The sequence below is a fragment of the Enterococcus sp. DIV1283b genome (assembly GCF_051710965.1).
Lineage (GTDB): Bacteria > Bacillota > Bacilli > Lactobacillales > Enterococcaceae > Enterococcus_B > Enterococcus_B lactis.
This window is the reverse complement of record NZ_JBIOLR010000001.1, coordinates 1,401,585-1,413,694: the sequence shown is the minus strand read 5'-3', so window position 1 is coordinate 1,413,694 and position 12,110 is coordinate 1,401,585. Positions and strand designations below refer to the sequence as shown.

The following is a 12,110-nucleotide window of genomic DNA, read 5'->3' as shown; positions in this document are numbered from 1 at the left end:
TTGTTTTGGCGATAAAGATGGTATGATCTCTCTTGGTAAAAAATATGGGAGTTGATCATTTGATTGTCTTAAGTAAACTTTTATTTTGGATACCATTCATCATAATGACCAGTGTTTTCTTTTACTTATTCAAAAAGCCCAACAAATACTTACTTTTAGCTGCTTGTCCGATGATTTATTTTATCCATAAAATCAGAGGATTTTATTATTATGACTCTGGTATCTCATTGCTTTACTACGAAATCGGTTTATTAGCTTCGGCCATCTTTTTCATTTGTGTGTTAGGATATTTCAGAAAAAAATAAGCTTCCAGTCAATTTCGACTGGAAGCTTTTTATTTGGCGTAGATCTTTTCATTATACAAATTGAATAAAAAGATAAATGTCTAAACAAGTTAAATTTCTTTTTGGTACATGGTGTATTGATATATAAATTATTTTTCGATATCAAGTTTACATAATTTGATTATAGTTATATTCTGTTATTCTCTACTACTCTCTAATATTCCAATCTCTGATATTCCAAAGATGATTTCTATTTTACTTTGATTTTTGTAGCGATTCACATGACAAAAATGTTCGATGTTTCAATTGTGTTTCTTACTTCAATTCATTAATAATGTGATTGTCTGTTTCATTTATTTAATCATTAGGAGGGGAAAATTTGAATACTGTTCGTTTGAAAGAGGACTTTCTACCTTTGACTTGAAAATTTTAGGGATTACATTGATGGTTATCGATCACATTCATCAAATGTTTTATCCGTTTGGTGCCCCCGACTGGCTGGATTGGTTTGGTAGACCAGTTGCTACTTTGTTCTTTTTTATAAGCGTTGTAGGCTTCTCACATACACATGATAAAAAGAAATATTTGCAGCGACTTTATCTCTCAATGGTACTTATGGCCCTCTTTACTTATTTTTTAGGTAATATCGTTCATTATGATGAAGTGGTATTGATGAATAACATTTTCAGAGATCTGTTTATTGGTACGGTCATGATGTATGCGATCGATCTTTTCACTGAGGGAAAAAATACAGGAAGTTGGAAAAAAATTGTTACAAGTATTTTCTTATTCATTTTACCAATCTTGCTCTCATTATTTATCCCGTTGTTATTTTCTAGTCCTGTTATCCTTCAAAACAAAGTTGTTTTTATGCTGATTACATCATTTTTACCTGCACTGCTTTTAGCAGAAAATAATTTTATGGTTCTTTTGATTCCTTTGCTTTATTTAGCAAGAAATCACCGTAACATTCAATGTGTCATCATCTCGATTGTTGCTGGAATATTCTTCTTTTTAGGTACGACCCAGTGGATAATGATTTTTTCACTCATCCCAATCTTGCTATATAACGGACAAAAAGGAAAAGGCATGAAATATTTATTTTATATCTTTTATCCGGCACATATTGCCCTATTATATTTGCTGTCTGCCTTTTTATATAAATACTAGACTGATTATTATTAACGGAAGAAAAACTTGTCATGAACACTTAAAGAATCCCCTGAAACTTATACAGGAGAATTCACCATTTCGATTTAGTTCCTATCTTTAGTCTTTTTTATCCATTCCATGTTACAATCGCTTTGCAATCGATCTCAAAAAAGGAATCAGGAGGGAAAAAGATGAAGCAAATATTACCGTTTTTGACGTATAATGGTCAAGCAGAAGAAGCAATCAATTGGTATCACAAAGCTTTTCCTAACTCCCAAATCACCAAGTTGAATCGGTATGGAGATGCCAGTAAAGAGGAATCGGATCTTATCCTTGAAGGCGAACTTAAATTAGGCAATCAAGTAATTGGATTTTTGGATATGTCAAAAGATTTCCCTGCACCTGTCTCCACCTGGGCATCTACCATTTTGATTGAAGTAGATAATCAGGAAGAATTTGATCAGGCATTTCATACATTAAAAGATAGCGGAACCGTAATGATGCATGAAAAAAATTACGAGAAGTATACGGAAGTTTGCTGGGTGACTGACAAGTTTGGCTTTACTTGGCAACTGTTATTCTAGCCATGAGATAAAACGAAAAAGCGATAGTTGACTTTCCATGTTTAGCGGATGTCAACTATCGCTTTTTCTCTCGAGTAGCATTACTTTTCTAATTTGAATAATTCATCTAATGCCTTGGAGAATGTTGTTGTTTCAAAATCTGGAAATTTCTTTTTAAATTTATCAGAATTAAACTTGTTGTCATAATGGTATCGAGGTAGTAACTCTTTTAGCTCTTGCATATTTTTATTGAATATAGAACCAAGATCAAACATCCATTGTTTGATCACTTTATATTTTACCGGTTTGCGCAGCTTTTCTTCCATCAACTTTATCATCTCTTCATATGTTCGACTTACATCACAAGGTAGATGCCAGGTTTGGTTATAAGTGTCAGGCTGATTTGCTAAAAGCGCCATGGCTTTACTAGCATCAGGTGTCCAAATCAAGGTCCTTAAAGTTTGATCAGAAATTGGTACCAAAGCAGTCTTATCGTCTTTCACTCGGTTAAACAATAAACTGTTTGTAATACTTTGCGTCTTATTAGGTCCATAAAATTCAGGAGCGCGACAAATCATCACATCGATGTCAGGATTCTCCATTTCAGTCACTAGCCGATCTGCCATTTTAGCTCGAACAGTGGATTTGATACCATCATAAATAAATTTGCTATCCTCAAATTGTTCCGTGTCATTTTTTTCGTACATATAAGTGTTATCGAAAAACACTAATTTCGCCTTTGTTTCTTTACAAGCCTGTTTGACATTTTCTAACATGATTTCAAATTTTGTTTTCCACTGTTCGGAGTCCATCGGTAATCCTGCAGCAAAATAAACAATCTCACTTCCTGCTACAGCACGAATAGTTGCCTCACGATCTAAAATATCCGCTGAGATCAGTTCGTCTGTATCGTTGATTGATTTCGGATTTCGACTAACTAAGCGCAGCTGTTTCCCGTACGTTTGATTGAGTTCTTTTGCTAATTCGTATCCAATTTGGCCATTACTACCAATAACTGTTTGCATTTAGATAACCTCCTTGATGAATGTTCGTGCTAGTTCTCTTGTTGAATACGGGTTTTGTCCAGTTATCAGATGTCCATCCTTTACCACATGACTCTTAAAGAAACGCTTCTTGATAAAATGTCCTTTTCTACTTACAGTCATCTCTTCATTATCAAAAGGAACTATTTTGCTTTTCATCGCTAATCGTTCCTCCGTTTTGGTAAAACCAGTCAATTTTTTATTTGCTATTAAATAGTCATTATTAGCAAGTCTGATATTCAATAAACCTGCTATACCGTGGCACACAGATAATACATATCCATTTGATTCATAAATATCACTAGCTATTTTTTGTAATGCGTTATTCTCTGGAAAATCCCATATGACACCATGTCCTCCGGTAAAGTAAATAGCAATATAATCTTCACTCTTTACGTTTGCAGGAGACAACGTATTCCTCAACCCTTTTTCAATAAATGTTTTATTAGAATAAATGTCCATAACATCAGAATCTAGATTTTTCATACTTCGAGGATCAATCGGCACATAGCCCCCTAACGGACTAACAAAATCAGCTTCAAACTGATATTTATAGGTTTCTGCTAAAAATTCTACTGTTTCTCCCAGCCAAAGCCCAGTAGCTTTATTCGTTCCTTTGTATTGATTGACATTTGTTTCAACGATCAGGATTTTCTTCACTGTTTTTTAGCTCCTCCATTTCATCTATTACATCATTCAAAAAATCTCTTAATTTGTATATATTTTTATTTTCGTGTTTTAAATAGTAAAAATTTTTAGTTCCTTCTTCTCTGACCTCTAATAAATCGGCGTCTTTTAAAATTTTCAAGTGGTGCGATACTGCTGGTCTTGATAAACCTGTATCGTCAGTTAGTTCTCCTACTTGCAAACCATGACAGCTTTTTTCATTTAATAATCTAATCAAGATCAATTGTCTTTTTGTGTCACCTAAAGCTGCTAAAAAACCACTCAATGATTCTAGTTCTGTTTTTAAGCGATCATGTCTAATCATTGTAGCTCACTCCTTCGGTTTATAAGTTTAAACCATTAAACCATCTTTGATAAAATATGTAAATTCCTTTGCTCAAAAAAGTAGCTTCTTTATGATTTGACGGTTTCAGATAAAAACTATCAAAGCAGATAAAAACTGAGTGACAGAAATAAACAAACTAAAGCAAACAATAGTGTTAAACTTAATCAATGAACGAAAACAATCCCTCACCTAATATTACAGTGAGGGATTGTTTCTACCAACATAAACAAAAAAACCACCTCATATGAGGCGGTTAACGTTCAACATTATTTTACGATATTTACTGCTTGAAGACCACGTTGACCTTCTTCAATATCATAAGAAACTGCTTGACCTTCATCTAAAGACTTAAAGCCTTCTCCTTGGATTGCTGAGAAATGAGCGAATACGTCATTTCCATCTTCACCAGTGATGAAACCAAAACCTTTATCTGAGTTAAACCATTTTACTGTACCGTTATTCATATATATTTCCTCCTGATACGTATATAATACGTGTTTTATTGCAATTAATATTACTTGGTAAAAGGAGTTTTTATAGTGTGAATATATCGCTCAGATTACGTTTCAAATTAGATTACTTATTTACTATAACACGGATATAATACTAACACAAGGATAATCACTCGATATAAGGCTTAAAGATATAAAATTTCAGAAAGATCACAACAATTGGTTAATGAACGAGCGAGATCTCCGATTAATAATCTCATATCTATCTACTTTCTTTTTGTTCTTCGTTAACTGCTTACGTTTTCAACCCGAATGATGGCCGATAATACAATTGCTCGCAACTTTATACGCTGCTTCTGTAGGAACACCGTATTTTTTAAACTTTGCTTTTATTGCAGTTAGTTCTGGTTTTCTGACTTTTTCATTCTGGTGTGCTTGTAGTCCATTCGAAAGAAACTATTATCCTTAATATTTGGTTATTAATTGATAAAATGCTATTATCCTAATTGACATAAAACTATATAGGAGATGATACGGTGGTCACATTTAGCATGCTTTTATTTTGGATTCCAGTTTGTATTGGTATCAGTTCTTTCTTTTACTTCACTAAACGTTCTAGAAAAACAGTTATATTAATACTTTCTTTTTTTCCAACAGCAATTTTTATAATAAAAATAGTGCAATATACATTTTATCAATCGCTTTCAGCATTATTTTTTTACGTAGTTGGGTTGTTTTTATCACTTATTCTTTTCATCGTTGTTTTACGTTATCTTTATAAGAATGATTAATTGTTATACTTTTATAACTACAAATTTTCTCACTTATTGTTTTTGTCTTTATACTAGTACTATTAATAGACATCTATCTGTTTCATCTTGATTCTTCTTATTTCTGCCGACATTTTTATTAAGGTATTGACTACAAATTGAATAAGAGATACTCTTTTCTAAAAGTTATTGGAGGTAGAAACATGACACCTATCAACAAACTTAACACTAATATATTTTAATACATCGGAATGATTCTTGTTATTCTTAATGCTATTTTTTTAGATTTCAATTTTTTTGTAAATATTTTAGGTCTTGCTCTTATCTCATTTTCTAGCAATATTATAAAATTAATTGGTAACTTTCTAAAAGACGATCACTAGTTGATTGTCTTTTTTTCTGAATGTCTATGTAATTAAAAAATAAAAAAGAAGCGGTTTATCTTTTCGCCTAGCGATAGTCGCTAAACTTTCCTTGCCCTATTTTCTTTTTTTTACTCATTTAAATAAATTTCTGATTTATCTTGTGTAGATTAAATTAACTCCCTCTTAATTCTTCTCCTGCATAATGACCATAATCTTCTCTTCAGCAAAAAAATGGATAGAAACAAAAGTATCATGTATAATTAAATTAAAATTAAAATAATTAGAGAAGGTGAAATTATGGATGAATTCCAAATGATAAAAAGTACTCTTATGTCTATAAAAGAATATGTATCGATGATGAGTAGCTTTTCTAATGAAAGTGATAGAAACAGTGTAATAAGACAGTTTAATATTCAGTTCATAGGAAAAGAACGTAAAAAAGTTATTTCTATAGAGATTGCTAATTATTTAAAATTAGAAAATAGTATATTTAACAAATATATTCAAGAAGTTGCCAAAGAGCTCCACATCAAATTAGAAGGACTCCATAAGGTAAATTCTGCTACTTCAGAAGCTGATGCGTATTATATCTATCTTTGACAATAAGTAATTGATGTATTTTAAATAAACGTAACTTCGATGTTTATAAATTAATAGACAACAACGGTTGAAAAATAGTAAGAATAATTAGGAAGAGTTGAAATTCACATCCTTGTTCTTACTATTTCCGTTGCTGTCTATCGCATTTCATCATTCTTTCAATCCAAATTAATCAGGGTACTTTATCGGCATATTTAGTATTAAACCGTCTATACCATGACTACTAGCGTAACATCCGTCTTTTATTTTCATTCCGTTCCCTCCCATTGACGAGCATCATCTTATATAGAAATCCAAGCTTACGACTAACCTCACTTGCAGTAGCAACACCCTGACTTGCCACTTTATATACTTCTTCTGTAGAAACTCCGTATTCTTTTTCAAATGTTGCCTTCAGTACGTTCGATTCTTGTTTACTCAATTTATTCATTGCTGTTTCTCCAATTCTCATCAATCAATAACATTTTAAGTCGATTTTCTGAACTTATGTATCAATAATCATATAGCTTGAAATCGTTCTTATTATACTGTAGTAATCTATGTATCTAAGCAACCCTTCATTTTTGTATAAGTCTTTTATTACCGACTTCCCCCTTCAATCTCATTTATTTCTCATAATCAATAAATAATGATAAGATAAATATATTGCGAAAGAGAAAAAATAAAGGGGATATAACTTTGTTATTTATTAGTAAAATTTTATTCTGGGTTACTTGTGCATATAAAATTATTGTTCTACACTGTTTAAAAATATGGCGTAAAAAAGATTGTTTACTGATCGTCTCATCCCTCCCATTTATCTATTTCATGATTCAGATTTGGGATGATTCAGATGCTGATCCCCTTTTTTTATCCAATTATTTAGTTGGGTTAGTAGTTTCGATAGTATTTTTTATTTGCATACTAATTTATCTGAATACAAAAAATTAAGTTTTCCAGCTCTTACGGCTGGCTTTTTTTGTTTCTAGTCTATTTTTTCTAAAAAGTTGCTTGAATAAATACACTCTTTGAGAGATTATAGCCAGACTATTTTTTAAAACAGCTAGGAATTTTGCGCTAACTCAAACGACATCACTCAGTTTATACATGGATTCTTTTGATTGATCCAAAGTTGTTTCCGACTAATCCACTGATTCCAGGGCATCCAAGACGTGATTAGATGGACACCTATTCTCATATTACAAATAAGATGAGAATTGAAACGGTAGATATCATGGAGAATTTAAGAAAAAATTCTTGAATTTTACCAACAAAAAAACCACCGGTGGCAAACCCAAAAGAAATCCAGGCTCGACTGGGTCATTCTAGATTAGTTACTACTATGGATACTTACGCACATGTAACTAAAAAAATGAAAAAAGACACTATCGACATCTTTGAACAGATGCTACGCGACAATGCCTTTTAAAAAAATTACTTCAATTGATTAATGTGGGAAAAATGTGGGAAGATAGCTCTTAAATGGTATATTCCAATCACCAGACCTCTTGCTACTTCTTACTTTCTTCCTCATCCATTTTCGATTCCGATAACTAACCTTTAATGACCGGTACCTCAATAACTAAGTTAAAAAAATCGTTCATGACAACCAAATGACAGCAATAAATCGTTAAAAATCAAACAGAAAATTTAGTAAACTCATCTGCTAGGGTTTGGTTTGTTTCTGGATAAAGATGACCATATTTATCCAATGTGGTCTTAATTGATGAATGACCTAAACGTTTTGAAATAGCATAAACATTTTTATTATGCTCAATTAAAAAAGCAACATGAGAATGACGAAGACCATGTAAATGAATAGGCTTTACTCCTGCTTCTTCTGCCAATTTTTTGATACGATTTAAAAATGTTTTTGGTGAAGGCGGTAAGCCATCAAAAATAAAGACAAAACCTAAGTCATCTCCAATTGACTTTTGAATCTCTTGCCATTCTTTCAAGTCTTCAATAGTTTGTTGATCTAGCGTGATAGTTCGGATACTCGAAGTGTTTTTCGTATCGGAAAACTCATAATCCGTCCTTGTCCGAATATAAAGGGATTTATTCACGCTGCAAGTCCCTTTTTTAAAATCAATATTCGGCCATTGTAGAGCAAAAAGCTCTTCACTCCTGAGACCCGTAACAAACAAAAAACGCATCATCCTTTTGTAGAAAGTCTCCTGAAAATCGCAGAGATAAGAACAATTGTATACTTTTTTAAATTCATCAACTGTCCAAAACTCTACTACTGAACGCTCAGTTCGAATCTTTCCAATCGTATCTACTGGATTTTCTTCAATCACTTCCAAAATTACCGCACGCTTAAAAAATCCGTAACTTGTTAAAAATCTGTTTAATGTAATTGTTTGATAAAGGACGTGTTGAACCATCTCTGTTTTTAACTGAACACTTCTCAACTAGATACTGTTGAAATTCTTGAATATGAATTGGTCTGATCTTTTCCATCTGCAATTTTCCAAAATAAGCTAACGCACGTTTTAAAGTCTTATCTGTTTTTACATAGGTTTTTTCGACTGTCCCCAGCTTATACCAAGGAAAGAAGTATTTCTTATAAAAATCTCGAAACGTAATTCCTTGCAGATAGATATTTTGAGAATCAGAATAATTCTTTTTCAATTCCTCCATGTCTTGCTTGGCCTCTGTCTGAGTTTTAAAACCTCTTCTGGTAGGCTGAATTCTCTTACCAAAACGATCATATCCTAGAGACAATGAAAAATACCAAGTACCTCGTTTTTCATCTTTATACACATTGGCTATTCTTCTCATCGTACTATTCCTCCCAAGAAATATGCAAGACTTCTTCAAGTATTGAGACAGGTATTCTTTTTATCTTAGAATTTCGATAAAAAGAATAGCCCTTTTTTATAAGAAGAATTTTGCACTCCTTGAAAATTTTGTCAGCGTAGTACTGAGAAAATCCTAAGTTGACTATATCCTGTCGTGTGACTGTCTTCATTATACCGCCTTCTTTAATATTTGTCGCACTCTTTTAAGCTTTCAAATGAGATAAAAATTAGTCTATACTTTAATGTTTTTTATCTATCAGCTGCTTTACTAAAGCACATAGGAATTTCACCTCCCCCCAGTAATGGCGGGCCTATTTGGTTACGGAAGTATCATTATCTAGCTTTCAAATCAAAACCAACTATTTTTCGCTCAAGTCAATGCTTGTCATGGCGTAGTATGTGTTTTTTATTCAAAAGACTAATGTACTGATAGAGTTATATTTACTTTTCAATGAACATATAAGCTTTTCAGCCTATGAAAATTTTATACTTCGGATCTGTGTATAAAACTTACATAGAATGAAAAACAGAAAGAGGAAAGTAGCTACTAGCGGGTTACATCAAATTTCATGACTTTTTCAATCAATTTACTTTCAAGACTTCTACGTAGAAAATCATCAATATAAACTGAGGATATAGTACCGTTCTCATACTTATTTCTTAGGCAAAGGCTAGTAATATAGTTTTGATAATGATTTAAAACTTCACTCATTGCGAGTGGTTCACCTGAAGAAGCAGCAATGATTATTTCAGGTGATAATAAAGCATCAGAATAGTCAAGCTCACACATAATACTTCTCCTCCAAAATATCTCTTAATTCGGATTGAGCTTTTTTTCGTTGATACCAGACACCCCCACCACTCATTTCGATTACTTGTCCTATCTCACGATCATTAAAACCACTAAAATAGTACAACAAAACAATTTTCCGCTTTATTTCATTAAGTTGATGAATTGCTTCCGCTAAAGTGAGGTTGGTAACGAGCAATTCCATTCCAAGAGCAATAAAAATTTCGCTATTTTCTGCAGATGCATCAACCACTTGGAATGTTGACTCTAGCTCTCGAGGTAGTTCAGTTAATGAAATTTGACGTTCTCTCAATCGCGCATATTGTTTCTTGATGTTTCTTGCTTCATTTCGAACTATTGCTTTACAAAAGCTATCAAAAGTATGAGAAATATGTGAATCGAACGAATGAACCATTGAATTTCCTCCTTTAAAAACCAAATAGAGACTTCAACATATGGCTTTCCTCTTTCCACTACTACTACAATCTGAACGAGTCCATTTTTCGAAGTTTATAAATTTTTCCGAAAAAAATAGTGTACAGACTAAATTGCCTATACACTGGGGGTCAGTAAAATTTATTCAATTAGTGGCACCAAATCCTATCCATTTAAGAACGTTTACATTATTTTATTATTGAAAACAACTATTTTAAATCATTCATTTCCTTCCAGTTTTAATACTTTATCATAAAGTAGTTGTTCTTCTTGTGAGACTTTATGAGCTACCTCAATCAACGTATTAGGACTATTGATAAAAGTGTTTCTGATATGTGCTGCTGTGATATTATCTAAAGAAGAAGTTGCTTCATCCGCCAATATAATCGGTCTATTGTACAAAAAAGCTCTTGCTATTTCTATACGCTGTAGTTCTCCTCCTGAAAGATTCTGCCCATTTTCAGCTATTATGTAGTCTAATCCCTTTTCCGAGATAAATTGCTTCATCCCTGCATGATCAAGTGCAGTAAAAATGCTATCTTCAGAAAATGAATGATCAAGAGTTACATTAAAACGAACCGTATCATTAAACACAAATGGTGTTTGCAAAATCAATGAGAATTGCTCACTTAATTGAGAAACAGTATAATTTGAAGTTGAAATTCCATTATACAAATATTCCCCTTCTAATATCGGAACATTTCCTTGTAAGACACCAAGAAGCGTTGACTTTCCAAATCCCGAAGGTGCCATTATTAGCATTTTTTCTCCAGCGTTAATGGTTAGATTGAGCCGACTAATCACTCTTTTATTGCCTAATTGAATAGTTACATCACGTAGTTCTAATTTAGAAAATGGAGATATAGATATTGATGCTCTTTTAGAATCACTCCGTTCTAATAAACGATTTGTTTTGCTATCTTTTAAAACTCGATCAACCCGTTTTTGAATGTCTCGCGTAGTTTGTAATTGATTTCGCATCTCAAGTACTGATAAGAGTGGTTTATTCAAATAATTTGACAATTGTACTACAGAAATAAATGCACCTAATGTTAGACTACTGTTTATAATTCGTAATATACCGATTCCAAACGGAAGTGTTAAGGCACATAGTGTAGCCAACACAGTTACGACCGCGTTTGTATAACCCACTGTCTGATTCATATCTTTAAGAGCATTTTCTGATTCCCTTGCATAATGTGACACCCGTGCTGCCATTTCTTTTTCTACTTGATAAGTTCTTATTGTGCGTGTAGCTGTTAAAAAGTCTTTTAACCGTGAAAGAAATCTAGAGGTTTCTTCCGACCATTTTTCTGATTTTCCTCGGATCTGTTTCTTGGTCACATTCGAAATAACCAGTGGAATAAGCGATCCTAAAAAGAAAGCAGCAGTAGTCCAAATATCGTATTTCAGTGAAGAAAAAAGAGCAAATAGAAAGGTAATCACACTTGTTAAAATTGAAAGTACAGCGTTTATGCCATTTGTTTCTAATAATTTCAGATCATTCATAATAAACGACAAATCACTTGAAACATCAACTTCATGTATATCTTTTTGGATCAAATGTTCAATTGCGCGTTCTTTTATTTCTATATTGACAGACTTAACATAATTTGTTCGAGCACTTACATTAATCAGCATAACGATTCCAAATAGAGGTATACCAACAACAGCAAAAGTAACATTTTTCACAAAAAAATTCAGGTCTGCATTTGTAGCTGCAGTAATAAAATTTCCTATTATAAACGCTTGGAAGATATACTGTAAACTAGATAAACTTGTCGAGATCAGAAATACTGCTAAACATAATTTTGAACCATATTTTAAGATAGTCATCATGTGCCTCTTTTCAATGTTTTTT

Annotated in this window: 14 protein-coding genes and 2 pseudogenes; 6 read left to right on the top strand and 10 right to left on the bottom strand. The window is 32.5% G+C overall.

The annotated features are described in order from the left end of the window. Positions 1-44: 44 nt before the first annotated feature. The 3 genes from IGJ53_RS06930 (at position 45) to IGJ53_RS06920 (ending at position 2,020) form a co-directional block, all read left to right on the top strand. Positions 45-305: a hypothetical protein gene (locus IGJ53_RS06930; protein WP_042956974.1), complete on the top strand. Its 261-nt coding sequence runs from the start codon at positions 45-47 to the stop codon at positions 303-305. Between the two features lie 342 nt (positions 306-647). Further along, positions 648-1,454: a TraX family protein gene (locus IGJ53_RS06925; RefSeq protein WP_042956973.1), complete on the top strand. Its 807-nt coding sequence runs from the start codon at positions 648-650 to the stop codon at positions 1,452-1,454. A gap of 173 nt (positions 1,455-1,627) precedes the next feature. Beyond that, positions 1,628-2,020: a VOC family protein gene (locus tag IGJ53_RS06920; RefSeq protein WP_086328204.1), complete on the top strand. Its 393-nt coding sequence runs from the start codon at positions 1,628-1,630 to the stop codon at positions 2,018-2,020. Between the two features lie 80 nt (positions 2,021-2,100). On the opposite strand, the gene IGJ53_RS06915 is transcribed toward IGJ53_RS06920, so the two are convergent. The 4 genes from IGJ53_RS06915 to IGJ53_RS06900 form a co-directional block, all read right to left on the bottom strand. Further along, a complete protein-coding gene (locus IGJ53_RS06915) occupies positions 2,101-3,024 on the bottom strand; it encodes an NAD-dependent epimerase/dehydratase family protein (protein WP_259741884.1) in 924 nt (307 codons plus the stop codon). After that, positions 3,025-3,702 (bottom strand): type 1 glutamine amidotransferase domain-containing protein, encoded by a 678-nt coding sequence (locus IGJ53_RS06910; protein ID WP_259741883.1) that lies wholly within the window; start codon positions 3,700-3,702, stop codon positions 3,025-3,027. Further along, complete coding sequence (locus IGJ53_RS06905) at positions 3,680-4,033, bottom strand: ArsR/SmtB family transcription factor (protein WP_002374585.1); 354 nt, start codon at positions 4,031-4,033, stop codon at positions 3,680-3,682. The genes IGJ53_RS06910 and IGJ53_RS06905 overlap by 23 nt, the downstream gene beginning before the upstream one ends. A 287-nt stretch (positions 4,034-4,320) precedes the next feature. Then, positions 4,321-4,518, bottom strand: coding sequence for a cold-shock protein (locus tag IGJ53_RS06900; RefSeq protein ID WP_010732524.1), 198 nt, complete (start codon positions 4,516-4,518; stop codon positions 4,321-4,323). A 524-nt stretch (positions 4,519-5,042) separates the two neighbouring features. Between IGJ53_RS06900 and IGJ53_RS06895 the strand changes: the two genes are divergently transcribed. Further along, on the top strand, positions 5,043-5,297 hold the full coding sequence (locus tag IGJ53_RS06895) for a hypothetical protein (protein ID WP_002374583.1): 255 nt from the start codon (positions 5,043-5,045) through the stop codon (positions 5,295-5,297). A gap of 641 nt (positions 5,298-5,938) precedes the next feature. After that, positions 5,939-6,241, top strand: coding sequence for a hypothetical protein (locus IGJ53_RS06890; RefSeq protein WP_010732523.1), 303 nt, complete (start codon positions 5,939-5,941; stop codon positions 6,239-6,241). Between the two features lie 223 nt (positions 6,242-6,464). Here IGJ53_RS06890 and IGJ53_RS06885 read toward each other — a convergent pair whose 3' ends face one another. Further along, the gene (locus tag IGJ53_RS06885; protein WP_259741881.1) at positions 6,465-6,692 is read right to left on the bottom strand and encodes a hypothetical protein; all 228 of its coding nucleotides are present in this window, start codon (positions 6,690-6,692) and stop codon (positions 6,465-6,467) included. 816 nt (positions 6,693-7,508) lie between these two features. Between IGJ53_RS06885 and IGJ53_RS06880 the strand changes: the two are divergent. Further along, a pseudogene (locus IGJ53_RS06880) lies at positions 7,509-7,649 on the top strand (site-specific integrase); the annotation flags it as partial. Positions 7,650-7,857: 208 nt separating this feature from the next. Here IGJ53_RS06880 and IGJ53_RS06875 read toward each other — a convergent pair. The 5 genes and pseudogenes from IGJ53_RS06875 to IGJ53_RS06855 all read right to left on the bottom strand — a co-directional run bounded on the left by IGJ53_RS06875 (position 7,858) and on the right by IGJ53_RS06855 (position 12,085). Beyond that, a pseudogene (locus tag IGJ53_RS06875) lies at positions 7,858-9,004 on the bottom strand (tyrosine-type recombinase/integrase). Positions 9,005-9,008: 4 nt separating this feature from the next. Then, a complete protein-coding gene (locus tag IGJ53_RS06870; RefSeq protein ID WP_010732520.1) occupies positions 9,009-9,194 on the bottom strand; it encodes a DUF3173 domain-containing protein in 186 nt (61 codons plus the stop codon). 377 nt (positions 9,195-9,571) lie between these two features. Then, a complete protein-coding gene (locus IGJ53_RS06865) occupies positions 9,572-9,814 on the bottom strand; it encodes a helix-turn-helix domain-containing protein (RefSeq protein ID WP_016180781.1) in 243 nt (80 codons plus the stop codon). Continuing rightward, positions 9,807-10,229, bottom strand: coding sequence for an RNA polymerase sigma factor (locus IGJ53_RS06860; RefSeq protein ID WP_259741880.1), 423 nt, complete (start codon positions 10,227-10,229; stop codon positions 9,807-9,809). Before IGJ53_RS06860 ends, IGJ53_RS06865 begins: the two co-directional genes overlap by 8 nt. Before the next feature lie 239 nt (positions 10,230-10,468). Continuing rightward, on the bottom strand, positions 10,469-12,085 hold the full coding sequence (locus IGJ53_RS06855; protein WP_259741879.1) for an ATP-binding cassette domain-containing protein: 1,617 nt from the start codon (positions 12,083-12,085) through the stop codon (positions 10,469-10,471). Between the last annotated feature and the right edge of the window lie 25 nt (positions 12,086-12,110).

Bases quoted from the DNA above. Each gene is read 5' to 3' on its own strand.
- IGJ53_RS06930 (WP_042956974.1), top strand. From the start codon at position 45: ATGGGAGTTGATCATTTGATTGTCTTAAGTAAACTTTTATTTTGGATA.
- IGJ53_RS06920 (WP_086328204.1), top strand. From the start codon at position 1,628: ATGAAGCAAATATTACCGTTTTTGACGTATAATGGTCAAGCAGAAGAA.
- IGJ53_RS06915 (WP_259741884.1), bottom strand. From the start codon at position 3,024: ATGCAAACAGTTATTGGTAGTAATGGCCAAATTGGATACGAATTAGCA.
- IGJ53_RS06905 (WP_002374585.1), bottom strand. From the start codon at position 4,033: ATGATTAGACATGATCGCTTAAAAACAGAACTAGAATCATTGAGTGGT.
- IGJ53_RS06900 (WP_010732524.1), bottom strand. From the start codon at position 4,518: ATGAATAACGGTACAGTAAAATGGTTTAACTCAGATAAAGGTTTTGGT.
- IGJ53_RS06890 (WP_010732523.1), top strand. From the start codon at position 5,939: ATGGATGAATTCCAAATGATAAAAAGTACTCTTATGTCTATAAAAGAA.
- IGJ53_RS06885 (WP_259741881.1), bottom strand. From the start codon at position 6,692: ATGAGAATTGGAGAAACAGCAATGAATAAATTGAGTAAACAAGAATCG.
- IGJ53_RS06870 (WP_010732520.1), bottom strand. From the start codon at position 9,194: ATGAAGACAGTCACACGACAGGATATAGTCAACTTAGGATTTTCTCAG.
- IGJ53_RS06865 (WP_016180781.1), bottom strand. From the start codon at position 9,814: ATGTGTGAGCTTGACTATTCTGATGCTTTATTATCACCTGAAATAATC.
- IGJ53_RS06860 (WP_259741880.1), bottom strand. From the start codon at position 10,229: ATGGTTCATTCGTTCGATTCACATATTTCTCATACTTTTGATAGCTTT.
- IGJ53_RS06855 (WP_259741879.1), bottom strand. From the start codon at position 12,085: ATGACTATCTTAAAATATGGTTCAAAATTATGTTTAGCAGTATTTCTG.